This window comes from Salinivibrio sp. PR6, assembly GCF_001995955.1.
GTDB lineage: Bacteria > Pseudomonadota > Gammaproteobacteria > Enterobacterales > Vibrionaceae > Salinivibrio > Salinivibrio siamensis.
Map to the genome: position 1 here is coordinate 227,561 of NZ_MUFA01000006.1, position 22,462 is coordinate 250,022.

The 22,462-nt window shown below is 49.8% G+C and carries 37 protein-coding genes and 2 pseudogenes; 37 read left to right on the forward strand and 2 right to left on the reverse strand.

Annotated elements, in window-relative coordinates:
- Positions 1–86 precede the first annotated feature (86 nt).
- Genes kefG through slyD form a run of 4 tightly spaced genes read left to right on the forward strand, consistent with a single transcriptional unit; the run spans position 87 to position 3,215 of the window.
- On the forward strand, positions 87–668 hold the full coding sequence (gene kefG / locus BZG72_RS07045; RefSeq protein WP_077578268.1) for a glutathione-regulated potassium-efflux system ancillary protein KefG: 582 nt from the start codon (positions 87–89) through the stop codon (positions 666–668).
- A complete protein-coding gene (gene kefB, locus BZG72_RS07050) occupies positions 661–2,460 on the forward strand; it encodes a glutathione-regulated potassium-efflux system protein KefB (RefSeq protein WP_077666448.1) in 1,800 nt (599 codons plus the stop codon). The genes kefG and kefB overlap by 8 nt, the downstream gene beginning before the upstream one ends.
- A 9-nt stretch (positions 2,461–2,469) precedes the next feature.
- Positions 2,470–2,673, forward strand: coding sequence for a YheV family putative zinc ribbon protein (locus BZG72_RS07055; protein ID WP_046074780.1), 204 nt, complete (start codon positions 2,470–2,472; stop codon positions 2,671–2,673).
- Between the two features lie 50 nt (positions 2,674–2,723).
- On the forward strand, positions 2,724–3,215 hold the full coding sequence (slyD, locus tag BZG72_RS07060) for a peptidylprolyl isomerase (RefSeq protein ID WP_046074781.1): 492 nt from the start codon (positions 2,724–2,726) through the stop codon (positions 3,213–3,215).
- A gap of 52 nt (positions 3,216–3,267) precedes the next feature.
- Here the strand turns inward: slyD and BZG72_RS07065 are convergent, their stop codons facing one another.
- Together BZG72_RS07065 and BZG72_RS07070 are read right to left on the reverse strand one after the other, a co-directional pair.
- On the reverse strand, positions 3,268–3,489 hold the full coding sequence (locus tag BZG72_RS07065) for a SlyX family protein (RefSeq protein ID WP_046074782.1): 222 nt from the start codon (positions 3,487–3,489) through the stop codon (positions 3,268–3,270).
- Positions 3,490–3,501: 12 nt separating this feature from the next.
- On the reverse strand, positions 3,502–4,485 hold the full coding sequence (locus BZG72_RS07070) for a WD40 repeat domain-containing protein (RefSeq protein ID WP_077666456.1): 984 nt from the start codon (positions 4,483–4,485) through the stop codon (positions 3,502–3,504).
- Between the two features lie 126 nt (positions 4,486–4,611).
- Here BZG72_RS07070 and fkpA point away from each other — a divergent pair, with 126 nt between their 5' ends.
- The 33 genes and pseudogenes from fkpA (at position 4,612) to rplO (ending at position 22,441) form a co-directional block, all read left to right on the forward strand.
- Complete coding sequence (gene fkpA, locus BZG72_RS07075; protein WP_046074783.1) at positions 4,612–5,394, forward strand: FKBP-type peptidyl-prolyl cis-trans isomerase; 783 nt, start codon at positions 4,612–4,614, stop codon at positions 5,392–5,394.
- 159 nt (positions 5,395–5,553) lie between these two features.
- Complete coding sequence (locus tag BZG72_RS07080) at positions 5,554–6,243, forward strand: helix-turn-helix transcriptional regulator (RefSeq protein ID WP_152795982.1); 690 nt, start codon at positions 5,554–5,556, stop codon at positions 6,241–6,243.
- Positions 6,240–6,632, forward strand: coding sequence for a sulfurtransferase complex subunit TusD (gene tusD, locus BZG72_RS07085; protein WP_046074785.1), 393 nt, complete (start codon positions 6,240–6,242; stop codon positions 6,630–6,632). The genes BZG72_RS07080 and tusD overlap by 4 nt, the downstream gene beginning before the upstream one ends.
- A 7-nt stretch (positions 6,633–6,639) precedes the next feature.
- Positions 6,640–6,996 (forward strand): sulfurtransferase complex subunit TusC, encoded by a 357-nt coding sequence (gene tusC, locus BZG72_RS07090; RefSeq protein WP_046074786.1) that lies wholly within the window; start codon positions 6,640–6,642, stop codon positions 6,994–6,996.
- 10 nt (positions 6,997–7,006) lie between these two features.
- Positions 7,007–7,297 carry a sulfurtransferase complex subunit TusB gene (tusB, locus tag BZG72_RS07095; protein ID WP_158075454.1) on the forward strand — a complete coding sequence of 97 codons (291 nt, stop codon included), beginning with the start codon at positions 7,007–7,009 and terminating at the stop codon, positions 7,295–7,297.
- A 177-nt stretch (positions 7,298–7,474) separates the two neighbouring features.
- Positions 7,475–7,849: a 30S ribosomal protein S12 gene (gene rpsL, locus BZG72_RS07100; RefSeq protein ID WP_025673238.1), complete on the forward strand. Its 375-nt coding sequence runs from the start codon at positions 7,475–7,477 to the stop codon at positions 7,847–7,849.
- A gap of 97 nt (positions 7,850–7,946) precedes the next feature.
- On the forward strand, positions 7,947–8,417 hold the full coding sequence (rpsG, locus tag BZG72_RS07105; protein WP_025673237.1) for a 30S ribosomal protein S7: 471 nt from the start codon (positions 7,947–7,949) through the stop codon (positions 8,415–8,417).
- Positions 8,418–8,492: 75 nt separating this feature from the next.
- Entirely contained in the window at positions 8,493–10,589 is a 2,097-nt protein-coding gene (gene fusA, locus BZG72_RS07110) for an elongation factor G (protein ID WP_077666450.1), read from the forward strand.
- Positions 10,590–10,689: 100 nt separating this feature from the next.
- A pseudogene (locus BZG72_RS16595) lies at positions 10,690–11,103 on the forward strand (GTP-binding protein); the annotation flags it as partial.
- A 15-nt stretch (positions 11,104–11,118) separates the two neighbouring features.
- A pseudogene (tuf, locus tag BZG72_RS07115) lies at positions 11,119–12,013 on the forward strand (elongation factor Tu); the annotation flags it as partial.
- 187 nt (positions 12,014–12,200) lie between these two features.
- Positions 12,201–12,392, forward strand: a complete 192-nt coding sequence (bfd, locus tag BZG72_RS07120) for a bacterioferritin-associated ferredoxin (RefSeq protein ID WP_046074828.1) — start codon at positions 12,201–12,203, stop codon at positions 12,390–12,392.
- A gap of 74 nt (positions 12,393–12,466) precedes the next feature.
- Positions 12,467–12,955 (forward strand): bacterioferritin, encoded by a 489-nt coding sequence (gene bfr / locus BZG72_RS07125; RefSeq protein WP_077666451.1) that lies wholly within the window; start codon positions 12,467–12,469, stop codon positions 12,953–12,955.
- 354 nt (positions 12,956–13,309) lie between these two features.
- The gene (rpsJ, locus tag BZG72_RS07130) at positions 13,310–13,621 is read left to right on the forward strand and encodes a 30S ribosomal protein S10 (RefSeq protein ID WP_002541412.1); all 312 of its coding nucleotides are present in this window, start codon (positions 13,310–13,312) and stop codon (positions 13,619–13,621) included.
- Positions 13,622–13,634: 13 nt separating this feature from the next.
- Complete coding sequence (rplC, locus tag BZG72_RS07135; RefSeq protein ID WP_046074791.1) at positions 13,635–14,264, forward strand: 50S ribosomal protein L3; 630 nt, start codon at positions 13,635–13,637, stop codon at positions 14,262–14,264.
- Positions 14,265–14,280: 16 nt separating this feature from the next.
- Positions 14,281–14,883, forward strand: a complete 603-nt coding sequence (gene rplD / locus BZG72_RS07140; RefSeq protein WP_046074792.1) for a 50S ribosomal protein L4 — start codon at positions 14,281–14,283, stop codon at positions 14,881–14,883.
- A complete protein-coding gene (rplW, locus tag BZG72_RS07145; protein WP_021024465.1) occupies positions 14,880–15,182 on the forward strand; it encodes a 50S ribosomal protein L23 in 303 nt (100 codons plus the stop codon). Before rplD ends, rplW begins: the two co-directional genes overlap by 4 nt.
- 19 nt (positions 15,183–15,201) lie before the next feature.
- Positions 15,202–16,026 (forward strand): 50S ribosomal protein L2, encoded by an 825-nt coding sequence (gene rplB / locus BZG72_RS07150; protein WP_077578275.1) that lies wholly within the window; start codon positions 15,202–15,204, stop codon positions 16,024–16,026.
- Between the two features lie 20 nt (positions 16,027–16,046).
- Entirely contained in the window at positions 16,047–16,325 is a 279-nt protein-coding gene (rpsS, locus tag BZG72_RS07155; protein WP_021024467.1) for a 30S ribosomal protein S19, read from the forward strand.
- Between the two features lie 10 nt (positions 16,326–16,335).
- Positions 16,336–16,668: a 50S ribosomal protein L22 gene (gene rplV, locus BZG72_RS07160; RefSeq protein WP_046074794.1), complete on the forward strand. Its 333-nt coding sequence runs from the start codon at positions 16,336–16,338 to the stop codon at positions 16,666–16,668.
- Positions 16,669–16,687: 19 nt separating this feature from the next.
- The gene (gene rpsC, locus BZG72_RS07165; RefSeq protein WP_046074795.1) at positions 16,688–17,377 is read left to right on the forward strand and encodes a 30S ribosomal protein S3; all 690 of its coding nucleotides are present in this window, start codon (positions 16,688–16,690) and stop codon (positions 17,375–17,377) included.
- An 11-nt stretch (positions 17,378–17,388) separates the two neighbouring features.
- A complete protein-coding gene (gene rplP, locus BZG72_RS07170; protein ID WP_021024470.1) occupies positions 17,389–17,799 on the forward strand; it encodes a 50S ribosomal protein L16 in 411 nt (136 codons plus the stop codon).
- Positions 17,799–17,990: a 50S ribosomal protein L29 gene (gene rpmC / locus BZG72_RS07175; protein WP_046074796.1), complete on the forward strand. Its 192-nt coding sequence runs from the start codon at positions 17,799–17,801 to the stop codon at positions 17,988–17,990. The genes rplP and rpmC overlap by 1 nt, the downstream gene beginning before the upstream one ends.
- Complete coding sequence (gene rpsQ, locus BZG72_RS07180) at positions 17,990–18,244, forward strand: 30S ribosomal protein S17 (RefSeq protein ID WP_046074797.1); 255 nt, start codon at positions 17,990–17,992, stop codon at positions 18,242–18,244. The genes rpmC and rpsQ overlap by 1 nt, the downstream gene beginning before the upstream one ends.
- A gap of 160 nt (positions 18,245–18,404) precedes the next feature.
- Positions 18,405–18,776 (forward strand): 50S ribosomal protein L14, encoded by a 372-nt coding sequence (rplN, locus tag BZG72_RS07185; protein WP_046074798.1) that lies wholly within the window; start codon positions 18,405–18,407, stop codon positions 18,774–18,776.
- Positions 18,777–18,787: 11 nt separating this feature from the next.
- Positions 18,788–19,102, forward strand: coding sequence for a 50S ribosomal protein L24 (gene rplX / locus BZG72_RS07190; protein ID WP_021024474.1), 315 nt, complete (start codon positions 18,788–18,790; stop codon positions 19,100–19,102).
- 15 nt (positions 19,103–19,117) lie between these two features.
- Positions 19,118–19,657, forward strand: a complete 540-nt coding sequence (gene rplE / locus BZG72_RS07195) for a 50S ribosomal protein L5 (protein ID WP_021024475.1) — start codon at positions 19,118–19,120, stop codon at positions 19,655–19,657.
- Between the two features lie 17 nt (positions 19,658–19,674).
- Positions 19,675–19,980 carry a 30S ribosomal protein S14 gene (gene rpsN, locus BZG72_RS07200; RefSeq protein ID WP_046074799.1) on the forward strand — a complete coding sequence of 102 codons (306 nt, stop codon included), beginning with the start codon at positions 19,675–19,677 and terminating at the stop codon, positions 19,978–19,980.
- A 23-nt stretch (positions 19,981–20,003) separates the two neighbouring features.
- Complete coding sequence (gene rpsH, locus BZG72_RS07205) at positions 20,004–20,396, forward strand: 30S ribosomal protein S8 (RefSeq protein ID WP_046074800.1); 393 nt, start codon at positions 20,004–20,006, stop codon at positions 20,394–20,396.
- A 13-nt stretch (positions 20,397–20,409) separates the two neighbouring features.
- Entirely contained in the window at positions 20,410–20,943 is a 534-nt protein-coding gene (gene rplF, locus BZG72_RS07210) for a 50S ribosomal protein L6 (RefSeq protein WP_077666452.1), read from the forward strand.
- 9 nt (positions 20,944–20,952) lie between these two features.
- The gene (rplR, locus tag BZG72_RS07215) at positions 20,953–21,306 is read left to right on the forward strand and encodes a 50S ribosomal protein L18 (RefSeq protein WP_021024479.1); all 354 of its coding nucleotides are present in this window, start codon (positions 20,953–20,955) and stop codon (positions 21,304–21,306) included.
- Positions 21,307–21,318: 12 nt separating this feature from the next.
- Positions 21,319–21,816: a 30S ribosomal protein S5 gene (gene rpsE / locus BZG72_RS07220; protein ID WP_046074803.1), complete on the forward strand. Its 498-nt coding sequence runs from the start codon at positions 21,319–21,321 to the stop codon at positions 21,814–21,816.
- 6 nt (positions 21,817–21,822) lie between these two features.
- Positions 21,823–22,002, forward strand: coding sequence for a 50S ribosomal protein L30 (gene rpmD, locus BZG72_RS07225; protein ID WP_046074804.1), 180 nt, complete (start codon positions 21,823–21,825; stop codon positions 22,000–22,002).
- A 4-nt stretch (positions 22,003–22,006) separates the two neighbouring features.
- Positions 22,007–22,441: a 50S ribosomal protein L15 gene (gene rplO, locus BZG72_RS07230; protein WP_046074805.1), complete on the forward strand. Its 435-nt coding sequence runs from the start codon at positions 22,007–22,009 to the stop codon at positions 22,439–22,441.
- Positions 22,442–22,462: the final 21 nt, after the last annotated feature.

Consider the following 22,462-nt stretch of genomic DNA (forward strand, 5'->3'; position numbering starts at 1 on the left):
ACGGGGCATATTTGTGTGTTAAAGTTAAAAACACGGAATAAATGAACAGATTGCGTTCTGACCATAATCATAAGACAAGGAAGCCTATGCCCCGAGATAAGGCTGAAAGCCCCTCTCTTCCCAAGGTACTGGTGATTTTTGCTCACCCCGACCCCGATGAATCCGTTGCTAATCGTCGTTTAATTGAGGCCATTACCCCGCTGACCCATGTCACCGTGCACGATATTTACGCTGCATACCCTGATTTTGTGGTGGACGTCCATCATGAGCGCGCGTTGGTCACTGACGCCGATGTGTTGGTCTTTCAGCATCCACTGCAAATGTATTCCTGTCCGGCGCTGTTAAAAGAGTGGATAGATGTGGTGCTAGGGAAAGGGTTTGCACATGGTCAAGGTGGGGATGCGTTGGCAGGTAAAACCTGTCGCTTTGTAGTGACCACCGGGGGGGCGGCCGAAGCGTTTAGCCAACAAGGTTACAATAAATATTCGATGGCCGAACTCTTGCAACCCTTTGAATTGACCGCCTCATTATGTCGGATGTATTGGATCCCACCGTTGGTCTTGCACTGGGCGCGTCGCGTTGGCGATGCCGATCGCGAGGCTTTTGCCGAGATTTATGCCGATTGGCTCGCCGATCCGCTGGTGCAACAAGGAGGAGAGGATGGATAACAACCTCTTATCGGTGGCTTTTGTCTTTTTATTGGCGGCGGTGATTGCGGTTCCGTTGGCGCAGCGCTTGGGCATGGGCTCTGTCCTTGGCTATTTGCTGGCAGGCATAGTGATCGGGCCCTGGGGGCTGGGCCTAGTCCGTGATGTGGATGCGATTCTCCATTTTGCGGAGTTCGGCGTGGTGCTGCTGCTTTTCCTGATTGGCTTGGAGTTGAACCCGAAAAAGTTGCTCCAGATGCGACGGCCGATTATCGGGCTTGGGGGCAGTCAGGTCGTGGTCACAGCGTTGTTTATCGGTGTGATTTGCGCATTGGCAGGCTTGACACTCTCGCAAGCGTTGGTGATTGGGGTCGGCTTGGCGCTTTCTTCAACCGCGATTGCGATGAAGATTATTGAAGATCAACGCCTGATGCGCAGCGAAACCGGGCAAGCGGGGTTTGCGGTCTTACTCTTCCAAGACATTGCGGTGATCCCGATGCTCGCGATGATCCCTGCGCTTGCCGGTGGCAGCGCTGGCAGTTGGCTCGACGTATTATGGATGTTTGTTGGCATCGGTATCTTGCTGGTGGGCGGTCATTTCTTGCTGCGCCCACTGTTTCGTCTAGTGGCTATGAGCGGTGTTACCGAGCTATTTACAGTGACCTCGTTGGCCTTGGTGATAGGGATTGCCCTCTCCATGCAAGCGTTAGGGTTATCAATGGCGCTAGGTGCTTTTCTTGCTGGGGTACTGCTGGCTGAAAGTGAATACCGGCATGAATTAGAAACCGCGATTGAGCCTTTTAAAGGTTTGTTGCTCGGGCTGTTCTTTATTGCGGTGGGAATGACCGTTGACCTTGGTTTATTGCTCGACTATCCACTGGCCATTCTGGGAGCGGTTGCGGCGTTAATTTTGGTGAAGACCTTGCTGCTTTATGGCTTAGCGCGTGCCTTCGGGGTCGTACCGAAAGCGCGTAGTCAAATGGCGGTATTACTCAGCCAAGGGGGAGAATTTGCGTTTGTCATTTTCAATGCGGCGCGTAACCAGGGTTTGCTTGACCAAGAGTTAAACGCGTTTTTGTTGGTGGTGGTCAGCTTGTCGATGATGACCACGCCTTTAATGCTGACGCTTCAACAACGCTGGTTTGCCCGCACGTTCAACGAGCCAGAGGACGCGCCACCCCAAGGACAGTTTGAGCAAGCTGATGCGCGCGTGATCATTGCCGGTTTTGGTCGCTTTGGTCAGGTGGTGGGCCGGTTGATGTTCGCCAATAAAATTGGGGTGACCATATTAGAACGTGATCCGACGCAAATTAAGCTGCTACGTCGCTTTGGCTATGAAGTGTATTATGGCGATGCAACTCAGCTCGATTTATTACGGGCGGCAGGGGCGCATACCGCTGAAGCGATTGTGATTTGTACTGATTCGCCTGATGAGGTGATGGAAATTGTTGATCTTTGTGCGCGCCATTTCCCTAACCTTAAAGTAATGGCGCGGGCAAGGAGCCGTGTAGAGGCTTATCAATTGATGGCGCAGGGCGTGGATCAATTCTCGCGTGAAACCTTTTTGGGGGCGCTTGAGCTCGGGAGACAGACGCTAGAGTCACTGGGTATGCATCCGTACAAAGCCAAGCGAGCCGAAATTCTATTTCGTAAGTTGGATATGCGGGTATTGCAAGACTTGTTACCCCAACACAGTGAAGATTTAGCGACGGCCTCTCGGGTGAAAGAAGCGCGCAAAGAGTTAGAAGAAATTTTTGACCGAGAAATGCGCGGTGATAGTGAGCGGCACCAAAGTTGGAACCGAGATGAGTAAGGTGTTGAAGTGAAAAAACGTTTCATTGCTGGGGCTGCTTGCCCAGCGTGCCAACAGCTCGATACGTTACGAGTGTGGCGCGAAAATAATATTGACAAAGTAGAATGTGTCAGCTGCGATTATCATGATAGTCGGTTGCCTGATTCGGCACAACAGTCACACTCTGGTGCCGAGTCAGCAGAGAATGTCATTGGGATCTTTAAACCGGAGTAGGGGATCCGTTATCATCGGCAGTCCATTTACCTTCCGGTCTCGGAGCGAGCATGAAAATTGCAAAAGATGTGGTAGTCAGCCTGGCTTACCAAGTAAAAAATGAAGATGGTGCACTTGTTGACGAATCAACAGCACAAGAGCCTCTCCAATACCTGCACGGTCATCGTAACCTGATCGTAGGTCTTGAGAACGCGCTGGAAGGCCGCGAAAAAGGTGAGAGCTTTGACGTGACTGTAGGCCCAGACGAAGCTTATGGTGACTACCAAGAAGCCATGGTACAACGCGTACCTGCTAACGTATTCCAAGGCGTAGACCAAGTAGAAGTGGGCATGCGCTTTATGGCAGAAACGGACCAAGGCCAAATCCCAGTTGAAGTGACTGAAGTTGATGGTGAAGAAGTGGTGGTTGACGCTAACCACATGCTAGCCGGTCAAACCCTGTCTTTCTCTGTGGAAGTGGTTGACGTTCGCGAAGCGACAGAAGAGGAAGTGTCTCACGGTCATATTCACCAAGACGGTGAAAGCTGTGGTCACGACCACTAAGACGGTATCCGTCTGTGGTGAATGAAAGGCGCCGAATGGCGCCTTTTTCGTATCAGTAGTGTGGTGGCGGGGTTTCTTCTGCTTGGCTGGCAATGTTTTCCGGCTCTATGTTTTTTAACTTACTGACTAAGTATTGAATTTGCACTGTCATACGCTCAATATCCCCCTGCTGCTGGGTTAACGCACTGTTGAGCTGCTCGATGGTGTCTTCTTGAAAAGCGACCTTATATTCCAGGTCGTCGATTTGCTGCTGTAACTTATCAATCTCGCTCATACTGCTCTCTCGCTATTGCGCGTCGGTTAACCAAGCTTGGGCGATACCGGCGGATGTCCCGGAAATCACTCGCCCGGTGGGGTCGATAGCCACATCATACACGACTGCGCTCGGCGGGCGAGTGTCTGGTTGTGCCAAAGCTTGCCAGCGGCCGATGTTTTCACCGCTTTGTACATCCCATAACTCGACCCGCTGTGAAGGCGTGCCCGTCGCCAACTGACGGCCATCATCGGAAAAACGGGCACTGGCGTATATGGCTTGGCGAGCGAAAATATCTAACTCACTCACCTTCTCGCCACTGGGTAAGGCCCAAATCACGGCGCGGTTGCCGCCATCAGAAACGAACGCGTATTGCCCGTCACGATGCAGGGCTACTTGCTTAACCCGTTGATCATAGGCGAAGTCGTTGATAATTTGTCCCGACTCGGTATCCCAAAAGTAGGCATGATGGTCATTACCGCCTGACAGGACGTAAGCACCATTGGGGGAAATCGCGACCGCATTGACTTTATCGCGATGCGCGAGGAACTCTAGGCGCCTCCCCGTGCCTAAGTCGATGAATAATGCTTTGCCGTTAGACATGGCAAGCACCAGCTTTTCACCATTGTTGCTGATCGCAGCATCGCGAATGATGCCGTCAGAAATGGACCAAAGTCCCTGAGACTGGCTCCAAGCCAGGTCCCAAACGGCAAAGTTTTGTGCCGTTGCGGTGATAGCGTAGCGTTTATTATCGGAAATATGGCTGACCACGACGGGGTTCGCATTGGGGTCTTGCGGCCCCAGCCCCGCCAACTGCTGATTGGTGACAAGGTCCCACAGCACAATATCGGTCTCGTCCGAGGCGAGTAGGGCAAATCGCCCGTCTCGACTCAGGCTAAAGCTGGTGGCGCCCTCAGGGTGGATTGACCAGCGCTGGGCTTCTTTGCCAGACTGCCAACAGCCGAACAGGGTGCTTAAAACAATAAAAATGCCAACAATGTGGCGGATTTTGGGCATCATACTTGAGTTCCAGTGTGTGCAGCCATATAACCACGAGTATATGGATAGAAACAGGCTTTCGCATGGTTGATGCGTCAGTAAATACAATACGAGGATTAATCCTTACCATCAACGGAGTACCCAATGAAATCAGTAATGAAGATGTCGCTACTCGCGGCAACCGTTGCCTTTGCCGTCGGCTGTCAGCAAGAAGACGCAAAAGTAGAGCAAACGAACCAAGCGGCTGAAAAAGCCGAAGCAGCGTTTGCGAACGAAGACGACAAAGCAGCCTACGCGATTGGCGCTTCTTTGGCACAATACCTCAACGCCAATTTGGAGCAGCAGGCCGAGATTGGTCTCGAACTGGATAAAGAGGTGGTATTGCAAGGGGTGCAAGACGTCTTTCAAGGTGAGTCAAAGTTAACCGATGAGCAAGCACAAGCGGCACTGCAATCGCTTGATCAGCGTGTGACCAAGCTTGCGCAGCAACAAGCGAAAGAAAAGGCAGAAGCCGCCATCGCTGACGGTGAAAAATACCGCACTGAGTTCGCGCAGAAAGAAGGCGTAAAGGAAACTGACTCTGGGCTGTTGTACAAAGTCGATAGCATGGGTGATGGCGAGAAGCCATCAGCTGAAGACACCGTCGTGGTGCATTATAAAGGTACTCTGACTGACGGTACGCAATTTGATAGCTCGTACGAGCGTGGTGAACCTGCGACGTTCCCACTTAATCGTGTGATCCCAGGTTGGACTGAAGGGGTGCAGCTGATGCCTGTAGGCTCTAAGTTCACCTTTGTTGTGCCGCCAGAGTTGGCTTATGGCGACCAAGACACCGCATCGATCCCGGCTAACTCAACCTTAGTGTTTGATGTTGAATTACTTGAAATTAAAGACGATAGCAACAAAGAAGCGGCCAGCGAAGGCTAAATCACCCCGTCTTGCCGTATAGCATTCGCCCCGGCCTAGCCGGGGCTTTTTACATTTTTCAGCGTGAATTCTGTTAAACTGAGCGCAGAACAAAAAAGAGACATGGTCGAATAAGGATAGGCGTACGTGGTACCGACAGAGGGTTTTGGCGCGAACATTATGACGGAAAGTGAGCTCATTGAGCCCAATCCACTCAACCAACAAGACAGCATTATATTGCAGTCATATTCGGCTGTGGTTGATGGGCTAGCCGCCTTGATTGGTGAGCACTGTGAAATCGTGCTGCATGCATTAGACGATTTAAATAAATCGGCGATAAAAATTGCCAATGGCGAGAACACCGGGCGTCAGGTAGGCTCGCCCATCACTGATTTAGCGTTGCGTATGCTACGTGATATCGAAGGGTCCGAGCGCAACTTTTCTCGCGCTTACTTTACGCGTGCGAAAAGTGGCACCTTGATGAAATCAATCACGGTGGCCATTCGCAATGGAGACAATCGCATCATTGGGCTGTTATGTATCAATATCAATTTAGATGCCCCTTTTTCTCAGGTACTGCAAGCCTTCATCCCCGACGACCAAGCTAAACAAGCGGCCTCATCGGTTAACTTTGCCAGTGATGTTGACGAGCTGGTGGATCAAACGGTCGAGCGTACCGTTGAAGAAGTGAACGCCGATAAAAGCGTGTCTAACAATACCAAAAACCGCCAGATAGTGATGGCGCTCTATGATAAAGGCATTTTTGATATCAAGGATGCCATTAATCGGGTCGCGGCTCGGCTGAATATCTCTAAACATACGGTGTACCTTTACGTCAGACAACGTAAAACCGAAGAGGCTGAGTCATGAGTTTGCAGTATGTGTTAGTGGTGACTGAGCCGGCTTATGGGTCACAGATGGCACGTACCGCGTATCAGTTTGCCTGTGCGGCGATTGAAGCAGGACATCAGGTCAGTAAGGTGTTCTTTTATCAAGACGGCGTGTTAAACGGCATGGCGACCACGGTGCCTGCCAACGATGAGTTTGATATGGTGACAGCATGGCAAACCCTCGCGCGAGATCATCAGGTGCAACTGGAAACGTGCGTGGCGGCGGCGCTGCGCCGTGGTGTGATCAGTGATCAGGAAGCGACACAACATGAGTTAGCGCAAAGCACCTTGGCCGCGGGGTTTTCACAAGCGGGGCTCGGAGCGCTAGCGGAAGCTTTATTGACCGCAGACCGCGTGATGCAGTTTTAAGGGGGATGTGATGCAAATAGGGTTTGTTTTTTCCTCGGCGCCTCACGGTCGCGCGAGTGGTCGAGAAGGGCTTGATGCGCTGCTTGCCGCGTCCGCCTTTTGTGACAACCTTGCGGTGTTTTTTATCGGCGACGGTGTCTTTCAATTACTTGAAGGGCAAAAGCCGAGCCACATTTTGAGCCGTGACTATATAGCCAGTTTTAAAATGCTCCCTTTGTGTGATGTCGAAGCGATTTATGTCTGTCAGGCCTCGTTGACCGCGCGAGGACTTGAGCAAGCCTCGACTGTGCTGCCAACTCAAGCGTTATCCGTCGAGCAAATCAAAACGCAGCTGTCAGGCTGCGATCGCATTTTACATTTTTAAGGAGAAGGCCGTGCTGCACCTGGTCAAACACTCACCATACAGCCGTCAAGCCTTGGCACAGTGCTTAGACTACGCGCCGTCGAACAGTGCGATTGTCTTGATCAGTGATGCCGTCGTCGCTGGGGTGGCGGGGAGCGAGTGGGCAACCCGATTGTTTACCGAGACTCATGCTGTTTATTTGCTCAAAGATGATGTGGACGCACGAGGGCTAGGCGATACATTACACCCTCGTGCTGAGCTGATTGATATGCATCAATTGGTCGATTTGAGTGCTGAACATGTCACGCAAATGACATGGTAATCGGCTAGTCTTTGTCGCGTGTGAAAATCCCCCGCGTGCTGTTCGAAAAACAAACAATGCAAAGATCTCTGTATAAATCTTGACACCCCATACCCCGACGCCTAAAATTTCGCGTCCCTGTTGTATTGGGGCTAGATTTTTCACACTTATACGTTAAGTAATATCAGGAGCTATTTAATGGCAACTATTAACCAGCTGGTCCGCAAGCCACGCTTGAAGCAAGTTGCGAAAAGCAACGTGCCTGCGTTGGAAGCGTGTCCACAAAAACGTGGTGTATGTACTCGTGTTTACACCACTACTCCAAAGAAACCAAACTCTGCACTGCGTAAAGTATGCCGTGTACGTTTGACCAATGGCTTTGAAGTCACCTCTTACATTGGTGGTGAAGGCCACAACCTGCAAGAGCACAGTGTTGTGCTTATCCGCGGCGGTCGTGTTAAAGACTTGCCGGGTGTGCGTTACCACACTGTTCGTGGCGCACTAGACTGTGCAGGCGTTAACGGCCGTAAACAAGGTCGTTCTAAGTACGGTGTGAAGCGTCCTAAGTCTTAATGGATTCCGTTAAGTAAGGCCAAACACTCAAACAATTGAATTTTGAAAAAACTGAAAAGTTTTGGATAAAACCTGAAGAAGACAACGGAGATAATCCATGCCACGTCGTCGCGTAATTGGTCAGCGTAAAATTCTTCCAGATCCTAAGTTCGGATCAGAATTGCTGGCAAAATTTGTAAACATCCTGATGGTTGACGGTAAGAAGTCAACTGCTGAAAAAATCGTTTATGGTGCACTAGACATCATGGCTGAGCGTTCTGGTAAAGAGCACTTGGCTGTATTCGAACAAGCTCTTGAAAACGTACGCCCAGCGGTCGAGGTTAAATCTCGCCGTGTAGGTGGTTCAACTTACCAAGTGCCAGTAGAAGTACGTCCTGTACGTCGTAACGCACTGGCTATGCGTTGGTTGGTTGAAGCCGCTCGTAAGCGTGGTGAAAAATCTATGGCTCAGCGCCTAGCAAGCGAGATGCTAGACGCGTCAGAAAACAAAGGTACTGCTGTTAAGAAACGTGAAGACGTTCACCGTATGGCAGACGCGAACAAAGCGTTCGCACATTACCGCTGGTAATGCCTTCATGGCGTGTCCCATTCGGGGCACGCCAAACCCATTTTCTAAGGTTAACCTTAGCAAGAGGATACTATTGTGGCTCGTAAAACCCCTATCGAGCGCTACCGTAACATCGGTATTTGTGCTCACGTAGACGCCGGTAAAACCACGACTACCGAGCGGATCCTGTTCTACACAGGTCTGTCACACAAAATCGGTGAGGTACACGACGGCGCCGCTACCATGGACTGGATGTCGCAAGAGCAGGAGCGTGGTATCACCATCACCTCAGCCGCGACCACGACTTTCTGGGCCGGTTCTGATCAGCAGTTCAAACAACACCGCGTAAACATCATCGACACCCCTGGACACGTTGACTTCACTATCGAAGTTGAGCGTTCTTTGCGTGTGCTTGATGGTGCGGTAGTTGTATTCTGTGGTTCATCAGGTGTTGAGCCTCAGTCTGAGACCGTATGGCGTCAGGCTGACAAATACGAAGTACCGCGTATGGTATTCGTGAACAAGATGGACCGTGCGGGTGCCGATTACCTGCGCGTGGTTGATCAAATCAAAAACCGCCTAGGCGCACACCCTGTGCCAATTCACTTGAACATTGGTGCAGAAGACCAGTTCAAAGGCGTGATTGACCTGATCAAAATGAAAGCGATCAACTGGAACGAAGAAGACATGGGTATGACTTATACCTATGAAGAAATTCCAGACGATCTGAAAGAGCAAGCAGAAGAGTGGCACAACTTCTTGGTTGAGTCTGCTGCGGAAGCCTCTGAAGAGCTCATGGACAAGTACCTTGAAGAAGGTGAGTTGTCTGAAGAAGAGATCAAAACAGCGCTGCGTCAGCGTACGCTTGACAACGAAATCGTACTGGCAACCTGTGGTTCTGCGTTTAAGAACAAAGGCGTTCAGGCAGTGCTGGATGCGGTTATCGAATACTTGCCTTCACCGATTGACGTTAAGTCAATCAAAGGTGAAGACGAAGACGGTAACCCAATCGCACGTCACGCTGACGACAAAGAACCGTTTGCAGCATTGGCATTTAAAGTCGCGACTGACCCATTCGTGGGCACGCTGACCTTTATGCGTGTTTACTCAGGCGTGGTTAACTCTGGCGACACTGTCTATAACTCAGTGAAGCAAAAGCGTGAGCGTTTGGGCCGTATCGTACAGATGCACTCGAACAAGCGTGAAGAGATCAAAGAAATCCGTGCCGGTGACATCGCTGCTGCAGTTGGTCTGAAAGACGTGACCACGGGTGACACCCTATGTTCAATGGATTCAAAAGTAATCCTAGAGCGCATGGAGTTCCCAGATCCAGTTATCCAAATCGCGGTTGAGCCTAAGTCTAAAGCTGACCAAGAGAAAATGGGTATCGCGCTAGGTAAACTGGCGGCAGAAGATCCATCTTTCCGTGTTGAGTCTGACGAAGAGTCTGGCCAGACCCTGATTTCTGGTATGGGTGAGCTTCACCTAGACATCATCGTTGACCGTATGCGTCGCGAATTTAACGTTGAGTGTAACGTTGGTAAGCCTCAGGTAGCTTATCGCGAAACCATCCGTGGTAGCACCAAAGTTGAAGGTAAGTTCGTTAAGCAGTCTGGTGGTCGTGGTCAGTACGGTCACGTATGGCTGAAAATCGAACCATCAGAGCCAAACGAAGGTTTTGTCTTCGTTGACGAAATCGTTGGTGGTGTGGTTCCACGTGAATACATCAGCTCGGTTTCTAAAGGTATCGAAGAGCAGATGGCTAACGGTGTACTCGCTGGCTATCCGGTACTTGACGTTAAGGCAACCTTGTTCGATGGTTCTTATCACGATGTTGACTCTAACGAAATGGCGTTTAAGATCGCCGCATCAATGGCATTCAAGAAAGGTGCACACGACGCGCAGCCTGTTATGCTTGAGCCAATGATGAAGGTTGAAGTAACCACGCCAGAAGAGTGGATGGGTGACGTTGTTGGTGACTTGAACCGTCGTCGTGGCCTGATCGGTGGTATGGACGAAGGCCCAGCGGGTCTGAAGATCGTACGTGCCCAGGTTCCACTGTCTGAAATGTTCGGTTACGCTACTGACCTACGTAGTGCAACACAAGGCCGTGCATCTTACTCGATGGAATTCAGCGAGTACGGTGAAGTGCCTAAGAACATCGCTGACGCCCTGATCGCAGAGCGTAGCTAATTATTTTGGTCCAGATGCCGACATCATGGTCGGCATCAAACACTGACTTCTGAGTTACTAGGCCAAGCCCTTTAACTCACAACTAGGAAGGAAGACGATCGTGTCTAAAGAAAAATTTGAACGTACGAAAACGCACGTTAACGTTGGTACTATCGGCCACGTTGACCATGGTAAAACTACGCTGACCGCAGCTATCTGTACGGTACTTGCAAAAGTACACGGCGGTGCTGCTCGTGACTTCGCGTCAATCGATAACGCACCAGAAGAGCGTGATCGTGGTATCACCATCGCAACGTCTCACGTTGAGTACGATACGCCAAACCGTCACTACGCACACGTTGACTGCCCAGGACACGCTGACTATGTGAAAAACATGATCACCGGTGCGGCGCAGATGGACGGTGGTATCCTGGTTGTAGCAGCAACTGATGGCCCAATGCCACAGACGCGTGAGCACATCCTACTTGGCCGTCAGGTTGGTATTCCAAACATCATCGTGTTCATGAACAAATGTGACATGGTTGATGNCGCACACGTTGACTGCCCAGGACACGCTGACTATGTGAAAAACATGATCACCGGTGCGGCGCAGATGGACGGTGGTATCCTGGTTGTAGCAGCAACTGATGGCCCAATGCCACAGACGCGTGAGCACATCCTACTTGGCCGTCAGGTTGGTATTCCAAACATCATCGTGTTCATGAACAAATGTGACATGGTTGATGACGAAGAGCTGCTTGAGCTGGTTGAAATGGAAGTACGTGAACTACTTTCAGAGTACGACTTCCCAGGTGACGACTGCCCAGTAATCCAAGGTTCAGCGCTGGGTGCCCTGAACGGTGAAGAGCAGTGGGAGCARAAGATCGTTGAGCTATCTGAAGCGCTGGATTCTTACATCCCAGAGCCAGAGCGTGCGATCGACAAGCCGTTCATCCTGCCAATCGAAGACGTATTCTCAATCCAAGGCCGTGGTACTGTTGTCACTGGTCGTGTTGAGCAAGGCATCATCACTGTAGGTGACGACGTTGAAATCGTGGGCATGAAAGACACCGCGAAGACCACGTGTACTGGTGTTGAGATGTTCCGTAAGCTTCTAGACGAAGGCCGTGCGGGTGAGAACGTTNCCTGGTTCAATCACTCCGCACACCAAGTTCGAGTCAGAAGTATACGTACTGGGCAAAGACGAAGGTGGCCGTCATACGCCGTTCTTCAAAGGCTATCGTCCACAGTTCTACTTCCGTACGACTGACGTGACCGGTACTATCGAGCTGCCAGAAGGCGTTGAGATGGTAATGCCTGGTGACAACATCAAGATGGTTGTTGAGCTGATCGCACCTATCGCGATGGACGAAGGTCTACGCTTCGCTATCCGTGAAGGTGGCCGTACTGTAGGCGCGGGTGTTGTTGCTAACATCATCGCTTAATTTGATAGACATCTTGTCTTATCAATCAAAGGGAGCGCATTTGCGCTCCCTTTTTGTTTGCGCTTTCTTTCGCGATAACTTGATATAAATGAGTTAGTCATCAATAACCAAGCGTTATATAAAAACCCTTTACCTTGAAAGCAATGCGAACTATTCTCGTTATAGTTAATGTTTTGAGATGACAGAGATGTTAGTTTGTATTTGCCACAGCGTGTCGGATAAGACCATTAAGCATTGGGTGCGTCAGCAAGGCGTCACCAGTATCCGTGAGTTACGCCAGCTGACCCCTCTGGGTTCGCAATGTGGTAAATGTGTACGTCAAGCCAAAGAGGTAATATATGACGAGAGCCAACTGATCACGCTACAAAAAGCGAGTTAACCTGCAGTCAATATTTGACAGCCTCCTTATGGGTTCTACATTTGTTAAGTAGAACCCATAAGGAGGCTTTTGCCATGAAAGGCGATCCAAAATCGATAGCGTTTCTCAACACGGTACTCGGCAATGAACTGATTGCGATTAATCAGTACTTTTTGCATGCGCGCATGCTTAAAGACTGGGGCTTAAAAGTCATCGCGGACAAAGAATATGAAGAGTCCATTGATGAGATGAAACATGCGGACAAGCTCATTGAGCGTATCTTGTTTTTAGAAGGGACGCCCAATTTGCAAGATTTAGGCAAGTTACGCATTGGTGAAGATACACAAGAAATTATCGAGTGTGATTTGGCGCTAGAGATGCAAGCGCACGAAGACTTGAAAGAAGCGATTGCTTACACCGAAAGCATCCGTGATTTCGTGTCGCGCGATCTGTTCCAGTATATCCTCGATGATGAGGAAGAGCACATTGATTGGTTGGAGACTCAGCTGGGTCTGATTGATAAAGTGGGTATCGCCAACTACAACCAAGCACAGATAATCGAAGACGCCAGCGATAAAGCTTAAAACGGCGCTCAACGTCTCGAGGTAGATAAACGCACCCAGTCGGGTGCGTTTTTGTTTGGGCTTATTTTTTAACCAAGGCTTGCAAAGCTATCGCGCATCGGTATAATGCCCGGCACTGCTTAAGTCATTGCGACTTCCGACGCAGTTGTGAACCAATGAGCATCGAGGAATGGAACAGTAAACTGTTCGTTTAATGTATACTCCGCTTATGTTCGCAGTCATAGAATAATGGCTGACAATGTGCCTAATTTTGGCACTACGGTTTCACATAAATTAATCGGCATTCCCTCGTCTTAATGAGGTGGAATGGCGATATTGTTTGTGTAAATATTTTAGAATTTGGAGCTCTGTCTCATGCAGAACCAACGTATCCGTATCCGCCTTAAGGCGTTCGATCATCGTTTGATCGATCAGTCTACCGCGGAAATCGTTGAAACCGCTAAGCGCACTGGCGCACAGGTTAAGGGACCAATCCCTCTACCTACTCGTAAAGAGCGCTTCACCGTTCTTATTTCTCCGCACGTAAACAAAGACGCACGTGACCAGTACGAAATTCGTACTCACAAACGTCTGATCGACATCGTTGAGCCAACAGATAAAACTGTTGACGCTCTGATGCGTCTTGACCTTGCTGCGGGCGTTGATGTTCAAATCAGCCTGGGTTAAGGGGGAGTAGATAATGATTGGTCTAGTCGGTCGTAAAGTCGGTATGACTCGTATCTTCAACGAAGATGGCGTTTCTATCCCGGTAACCGTAGTTGAAGTTGAAGCTAACCGTGTTGCGCAGGTGCGTAAGCCTGACGTTGACGGTTATGCCGCAATTCAAATCACTACAGGCGAGAAGAAAGCAAGCCGTGTTAACAAGGCACAAGCTGGTCACTTTGCGAAAGCAGGTGTTGAAGCAGGCCGCGGTTTGTGGGAATTCCGTCTGGAAAATGGTGAAGAGTTCGAAGTTGGCGCTGAGCTAAACGTCGATCTTTTCTCTGAAATCAAAAAAGTAGACGTTACTGGCACGTCAAAAGGTAAGGGCTTCCAAGGCGGCGTTAAGCGTTGGAACTTCCGTACTCAAGACATGAGCCACGGTAACTCTTTGTCTCACCGTGCACCTGGTTCTATCGGACAATGTCAGAGCCCAGGTCGCGTATTCAAAGGCAAAAAAATGGCAGGTCACATGGGTGCTGAGCGTGTAACGACTCAAAACCTAGAGATCGTACGTGTTGACGCTGAGCGCAATCTGCTCCTTATTAAAGGTGCAGTCCCAGGTGCGACAGGTGGCAACGTGATCGTTAAACCAGCCGTTAAAGCGTAACGTCGAGGAGATAGTAATGGAATTGGTAGTCAAAGGCGCCGACGCGCTAACTGTTTCCGAAACTACCTTCGGGCGTGAATTCAACGAGTCCCTGGTTCACCAGGTAGTCGTTGCATACGCAGCTGGTGCCCGTCAAGGTACTCGCGCTCAGAAAACTCGTTCAGACGTGTCTGGTGGCGGTGCTAAGCCATGGCGTCAGAAGGGTACTGGTCGCGCCCGTGCAGGTACAATCCGCAGCCCAATCTGGCGCAGCGGTGGTGTCACTTTCGCAGCACGTCCTCAGGACCACGCTCAGAAAGTAAACAAAAAGATGTACCGTGGTGCTCTTAAGAGCATCCTGTCAGAGCTGGTTCGTCAAGAGCGTTTGATCGTTGTTGATAACTTCTCTGTTGAAGCACCAAAAACTAAAGAGCTTGTCGCTAAGCTGAAAGAGCTTGAGCTGAACGATGCTCTGATCGTCACTGCCGAAGTTGATGAGAACCTGTTCCTTGCGGCACGTAACCTTTATAAGGTTGACGTACGCGATACAGATACCATCGACCCAGTTAGCTTGATCGCTTTCGACAAAGTCGTGATGACTGCTGATGCAGTTAAACAAGTTGAGGAGATGCTGGCATGATCACTGAAGAGCGTATCCTAAAAGTTCTGCGTGCTCCGCACATCTCTGAAAAAGCGACGATGGCCGCTGAAAACAACAACACCGTTGTATTCAAAGTCGCCAAAGAAGCAACTAAAAAAGAGATCAAAGCGGCAGTTGAAAAACTGTTCGAAGTTGAAGTGAAGTCTGTTCGTACTCTTCTTGTGAAGGGTAAGACCAAGCGTCAAGGTATGCGTGAAGGCCGTCGTAGCGACTGGAAAAAAGCGTATGTTGCCTTGAAAGAAGGTCAGGACATCGACTTCGTTGGCGGCGCTGAGTAAGACGGAGGAGTAAAAGCAAATGGCTATTATCAAATGTAAGCCGACTTCACCGGGTCGTCGTCACCTTGTTAAAGTGGTTAACCATGATCTGTACAAAGGTAAACCATATGCACCACTGCTAGAGAAAAACTCTAAGTCTGGTGGTCGCAATAACAACGGTCGAATCACAGTGCGTCACATCGGTGGTGGTCACAAGCATCATTACCGTGTAATTGACTTCAAACGTACTAAAGACGGTATCCCAGCGAAAGTTGAGCGTCTCGAGTACGATCCGAACCGTAGTGCAAACATCGCGCTTGTACTGTATGCGGACGGTGAACGTCGTTACATCATCGCACCAAAAGGCCTAAAAGCCGGTGATCAGATCCAATCTGGTGCAGATTCAGCTATCAAGGTAGGTAACACCCTGCCAATGCGTAACATCCCAGTGGGTTCTACTATCCACAATATCGAGCTTAAGCCTGGTAAAGGTGGTCAGTTAGCTCGTTCTGCGGGTGCATATGCGCAAATCGTAGCTCGTGACGGCGCGTACGTCACACTCCGCCTACGCAGCGGTGAAATGCGTAAGGTTCTTGCTGAAGGTCGTGCGACTCTTGGTGAAGTGGGTAACTCTGAGCACATGCTACGCGAACTGGGTAAAGCCGGTGCCGCGCGCTGGAAAGGCGCACGTCCAAGCGTACGTGGTGTTGCAATGAACCCGATTGACCACCCACACGGTGGTGGTGAAGGCCGTACCTCAGGTGGTCGTCATCCAGTATCACCTTGGGGTATGCCAACTAAAGGCTTCAAGACCCGTAAGAACAAACGTACCGACAAGTACATCGTACGTCGTCGTAACAAGTAATTATTATCAGAGGATAAGCCATGCCACGTTCTCTCAAGAAAGGTCCTTTTATTGACCTGCACTTGCTGAAGAAGGTAGAGAAAGCGGTGGAAAGCGGTGACAAGAAGCCTTTAAAGACTTGGTCCCGTCGTTCAATGATCATCCCACAGATGATCGGATTGACCATCGCTGTCCATAATGGTCGTCAGCACGTACCCGTTTTCGTTTCTGAAGAAATGATCGGTCACAAGCTGGGCGAGTTTGCACCAACACGTACTTATCGCGGCCATGCTGCTGATAAGAAAGCTAAGAAGCGTTAAGGGGTAAGAAATGGAAGCTATTGCTAAACATCGCTTTGCTCGTATCTCGCCTCAAAAAGCACGTTTGGTTGCGGATCAAGTGCGCGGTAAAGACGTAGCACAAGCACTGGAACTACTGACTTTCAGCAACAAAAAAGCTGCTGACCTGGTTAAGAAAGTGTTGGAATCTGCTATTGCAAACGCCGAGCATAACGAAGGTGCGGATATCGACGATCTAAGCGTCGCCAAAGTCTTCGTTGATGAAGGCCCAATCATGAAGCGTATTATGCCTCGTGCAAAAGGCCGTGCCGATCGCATCTTGAAGCGTTCTAGCCACATCACTGTTGTTGTAGCAGACCGCTAAGAGACGAGGAGATAAAGCAATGGGTCAAAAAGTACATCCTAATGGTATTCGTCTTGGCATTGTTAAGCCTTGGAATTCCACTTGGTTTGCTAATAACCAAGATTTCGCTGACAACCTAGACGGCGACTTTAAGGTACGTCAGTTCTTGAACAATGAACTGAAAAAAGCGTCAGTCTCTCGCATCGTTATCGAGCGTCCTGCTAAGAGTGTTCGTGTGACTATTCACACTGCACGTCCTGGTGTGGTTATCGGTAAGAAAGGTGAAGATGTTGAGAAGCTGCGCGCTCACGTTGCAAAACTAGCCGGTGTACCAGCGCAAATCAACATCGCTGAAGTACGTAAGCCTGAGCTAGATGCGCAACTTGTTGGCGACAGCATCGCATCACAGCTAGAGCGCCGTGTTATGTTCCGTCGTGCGATGAAGCGCGCGGTACAAAACGCTATGCGCCTAGGTGCCAAAGGTATCAAAGTAGAAGTAAGCGGCCGTCTTGGCGGCGCTGAAATCGCTCGTACCGAGTGGTACCGTGAAGGCCGTGTGCCACTGCACACCCTTCGTGCTGACATTGATTACGCAACTTCTTCTGCTCACACCCAGTACGGTGTAATCGGCATTAAAACCTGGATCTTCAAAGGTGAGATCCTAGGTGGAATGGCTGAAGTTGAGCAAAAGGCTGACAAGCCGAAGAAGCAGCGTAAAGGCCGTAAGTAAGGAGTCTATCGATGCTTCAACCAAAACGTACTAAGTTCCGCAAGACTTTTAAAGGTCGTAACCGCGGTCTGGCGCACGGTACTGACGTAAGCTTCGGTACCTATGGCCTGAAAGCTGTTGGTCGCGGTCGTATCACTGCGCGTCAAATTGAGGCGGCTCGTCGTGCGATGACTCGTCACATTAAACGTCAAGGCCAAATCTGGATTCGTGTCTTCCCTGACAAACCAATTACTGGTAAGCCGTTGGAAGTTCGTATGGGTAAGGGTAAAGGTTCAGTAGATTACTGGGTTGCCCAAATCCAACCAGGCAAGGTCCTGTACGAAATGGATGGTGTTCCTGAATCACTGGCTCGCGAAGCGTTTGAATTAGCTTCACGTAAGCTACCGATCAAAACCACTTTCGTAACTAAGGCGGTGATGTGATGAAAGCACAAGAACTACGTGAAAAGACTGCTGAGCAGCTGAACGAAGAGCTAATGGGTCTGCTACGTGAGCAGTTTAACCTGCGCATGCAAGCGGCTACTGGCCAACTTCAGCAAACTCACACTCTTAAAGCTGTTCGTCGCGATATCGCACGTGTAAAAACCGTACTGACTGAGAAGGCTAACGCATAATGAGCGAGAACATCCGCACTCAGCAAGGTCGCGTTATCAGCGACAAAGGCGATAAAACTATCGTCGTTGCTATCGAGCGTTTTGTGAAACACCCAATCTACGGTAAGTACATCAAGCGCACGAGTAAGCTACATGTACACGATGAATCAAACCAGTGTAACCAAGGTGACACTGTCGAGGTTCGTGAGTGTCGTCCAATCTCTAAGCAAAAGTCTTGGACATTGGTTCGCGTTGTTGAAAAATCACGCATCTAAGCGATTTTTCATACAATAATAAGTCAAACGGCTCTCATTTGGGGGGCCGTTTATTTTTTATCTACCCATCTGGTCAAAATAGTGTTATTATTCGCCGCCCTTGTAAAAAGGCAGCCCGACCCGAGATGGGTCTAGATGTAATAACAGCGGAGCACTAACAATGATCCAAATGCAAAGTATGCTGGACGCAGCCGACAACTCCGGCGCTCGCAGTGTAATGTGTATTAAGGTTCTGGGTGGCTCTCACCGTCGTTACGCCCACGTTGGCGACATCATCAAAGTTACCGTTAAGGATTCAATCCCACGCGGTAAAGTGAAAAAAGGTGATGTGCTTAAGGCGGTGGTAGTTCGCACCCGTAAAGGCGTACGTCGTCCAGACGGCTCTGTCATTCGCTTCGACCGCAATGCTTGCGTGTTGTTGAACAACACTAACGAGCAACTAGTCGGCACACGTATCTTTGGCCCTGTGACACGCGAACTTCGTACTGAGAAGTTCATGAAAATTGTGTCTCTGGCGCCTGAAGTTCTGTAAGGAGCGATCTCATGGCAGCTAAAATCCGTCGTAACGACGAAGTTATCGTTCTTGCCGGTAAAGACAAAGGCAAGAAAGGTAAAGTATCTAAGGTTCTACCGACCGGTAAAGTTATCGTTGAAGGTATTAACCTCGTGAAGAAACACCAGAAGCCGGTTCCGGCTCTGGGCACTCAAGGTGGCATCGTTGAACAAGAAGCCGCTATTGACGTTTCAAACGTGGCTATCTTTAACGCAGCTGCTGGTAAAGGTGACCGTGTAGGCTTCCGATTTGAAGACGGCAAAAAAGTGCGTTTCTTCAAGTCGAATGGCGAAACTATTAAGTAATTCTGGAGTAGTACAATGGCGAAACTGCATGATTACTACAAAGAGACAGTTGTAGCTGAGCTATCTAAGCAATTTGGTTACAAAAGCATCATGCAAGTCCCAGGGATCGAAAAGATCACCCTTAACATGGGTGTGGGCGAAGCTCTGAACGACAAAAAACTGCTTGAAAACGCAGCAGCTGATATGACCGCAATCTCTGGTCAAAAGCCGCTGATCACTAAAGCACGTAAATCAGTCGCAGGCTTCAAGATCCGTGAGGGCTACCCAATTGGTTGTAAAGTAACCCTACGTGGCGAGCGTATGTGGGACTTCTTTGAGCGTTTGATCGCTATCGCAGTTCCTCGTATCCGTGACTTCCGTGGTCTGAACCCGAAAGCGTTCGACGGTCGCGGTAACTACAGCATGGGCGTTCGCGAGCAAATCATCTTCCCTGAGATTGACTACGACAAAGTCGATCGTATCCGTGGTCTTGATATTACTATCACTACCACCGCAGGTACAGATGAGGAAGGTCGAGCTCTGCTGGCTGCCTTTAACTTCCCATTCCGTAAGTAAGGTGAAGGGTTACTGTTATGGCTAAAAAATCGATGAAAGCACGTGACGTAAAACGTGCGAAGCTCGCAGCCCGTTATGCTGAAAAGCGTGACAACCTGCGTGCGACCATTAAGAATGTCAACACGTCAGACGAAGAGCGTTGGGACGCAGTCCTGAAGCTTCAGTCGCTACCACGTGATTCTGCGAAGTCTCGTCAGCGTAACCGCTGTAACCAGACTGGTCGTCCACATGGCTACCTACGCAAATTCGGCCTAAGCCGAATCAAGGTTCGTGAAGCTTGCATGAAAGGCGAGATTCCGGGTCTGCGTAAGGCAAGCTGGTAATTGAATCACGGGAGTAAAGACTTATGAGCATGCAAGATCCGATCTCGGATATGCTGACCCGCCTACGCAACGGTCAGGCAGCAAAGAAAGTTGCTGTTAAAATGCCTTCGTCAAAGCTAAAAGTGGCAATTGCTGAGCTACTAAAAGCAGAAGGTTACGTGGCTGACGTCGCAGTAAATAGCGACGCGAAGCCTGAACTGGAAGTGACGTTGAAATACTTCGAATCTAAACCAGTTATCGAGCAAATCCAACGTGTTAGCCGTCCAGGCCTGCGCATCTACAAAAAGAAAGATGAGTTGCCTTCAGTGATGGGTGGCCTTGGTATTGCTGTTGTATCAACTTCGAAAGGTTTGATGACCGATCGCGCAGCTCGCAAAGCGGGTCTGGGCGGTGAAATCATCTGCTACGTAGCTTAATAAGGAGTAGGAAATGTCTCGTGTTGCAAAAGCACCTGTCGTAGTTCCTGCCGGCGTAGAGGTGAAACTTAACGGTCAGGAAATCACTGTAAAAGGAAGCAAAGGCGAACTAAGCCGCACGCTTCACGATATGGTGGCAGTAAACCAAGAAGAGAACACCATTACCTTCGCACCAAGTGTGGAGCACGCTAAAGCATGGGCACATGCTGGTACAGCGCGCGCACTGGTCAACAGCATGGTTGTTGGTGTTACAGAAGGCTTTACCAAGAAACTGATCCTGAAAGGTGTTGGTTACCGTGCAAACGTTGCAGGTAATAAACTTAACCTGACACTTGGTTTCTCTCACCCGGTTGAGCACGCTCTGCCAGAGGGTGTTAAGGCAGAATGTCCAAGCCAAACTGAAATTGTTATCAGCGGTGCTGATAAACAAGCAGTTGGCCAGGTGGCTGCCGATATCCGCGCATACCGCAAGCCAGAGCCTTACAAAGGCAAAGGCGTTCGTTACTCTGACGAAGCTGTGCGTACCAAAGAAGCTAAGAAGAAGTAAGGTAACACTATGGATAAGAAAGCATCTCGTATCCGTCGTGCGACCAAAGCACGACGCAAGATCGCGGAAATGGGTGCGACTCGCCTGGTGGTACACCGTACTCCACGTCATGTGTACGCACAGGTTATCGCTGGTAACGGCGCGGAAGTTATCGCCGCCGCTTCTACCGTAGAAAAAGCGATCCGTGAGCAAGTGAAGAGCACCGGTAACAAAGACGCCGCTGCAGCCGTGGGTAAGATCATTGCTGAGCGAGCGAAGGAAAAAGGCATCGAAGCCGTTGCTTTTGACCGTTCCGGTTTCCAATACCACGGCCGTGTGGCTGCACTGGCAGATGCTGCCCGTGAAGCTGGTCTGAAATTCTAAGGTAGGTGGAAGATGGCTAACGATAAACAACAAAGTGATTTGCATGAGAAGCTGATCGCTGTAAACCGTGTATCTAAAACGGTTAAAGGTGGTCGCATCTTTACCTTCACTGCCCTGACTGTGGTAGGTGATGGTAACGGTCGCGTAGGTTTCGGTTACGGTAAAGCCCGTGAAGTACCTGCTGCGATCCAAAAATCAATGGAAAAGGCGCGTCGTAACATGATTACTATCGCGCTGAAAGACGGTACTCTGCACCACGCTGTTAAAGGCCGCCACACTGGTTCAAAAGTGTACATGCAGCCAGCATCAGAAGGTACAGGTATCATCGCCGGTGGTGCGATGCGTGCCGTGCTTGAAGTAGCAGGCGTTCAAGACGTTCTGGCGAAAGCATACGGTTCTACCAACCCAATCAACATCGTTCGTGCAACGATTGATGGTCTGGGTGGTACGAAGTCTCCAGAGATGGTAGCTGCGAAACGTGGCATGCCTGTCAACGAAATTCTGGGGTAATACGACATGGCTAAGACAATTAAAGTAACTCAGACTCGTAGCGCTATCGGCCGCTTGCCGAAGCACAAAGCGACCCTGCGTGGCTTGGGCCTACGTCGCATCAACCACACTGTTGAACTTGAAGACACACCGTGCGTGCGCGGTATGATCAACAAAGTCAACTACATGGTTAAAGTGGAGGAGTAATCACATGCGTTTGAATACTCTATCTCCGGCTGCAGGCTCAAAGCCTTCTGCGAAGCGTGTAGGCCGTGGTATTGGTTCAGGCCTGGGTAAAACCGGTGGCCGTGGTCACAAAGGTCAGAAATCACGTTCAGGTGGTTCAGTACGCCCAGGTTTCGAAGGCGGTCAAATGCCTTTGAAACAGCGTCTGCCAAAATTCGGTTTTACTTCGCGTAAAGGCCTCACTTCTGCTGAAGTTCGTCTCGGCGAGCTGGCAAAAGTTGAAGGTGACGTGGTAAGCCTTGAAACACTGAAAGCAGCGAATGTTATCGCACAAGACACTCGTACGGCGAAAATCGTACTGTCTGGCGAAATCGCTCGCTCAGTGACCGTGAAAGGTGTTCGTGTCACTAAAGGCGCTAAAGCGGCAATCGAAGCTGCAGGCGGTAAAATCGAGGAATAATTTAGCTCGAGGACGAGGTAC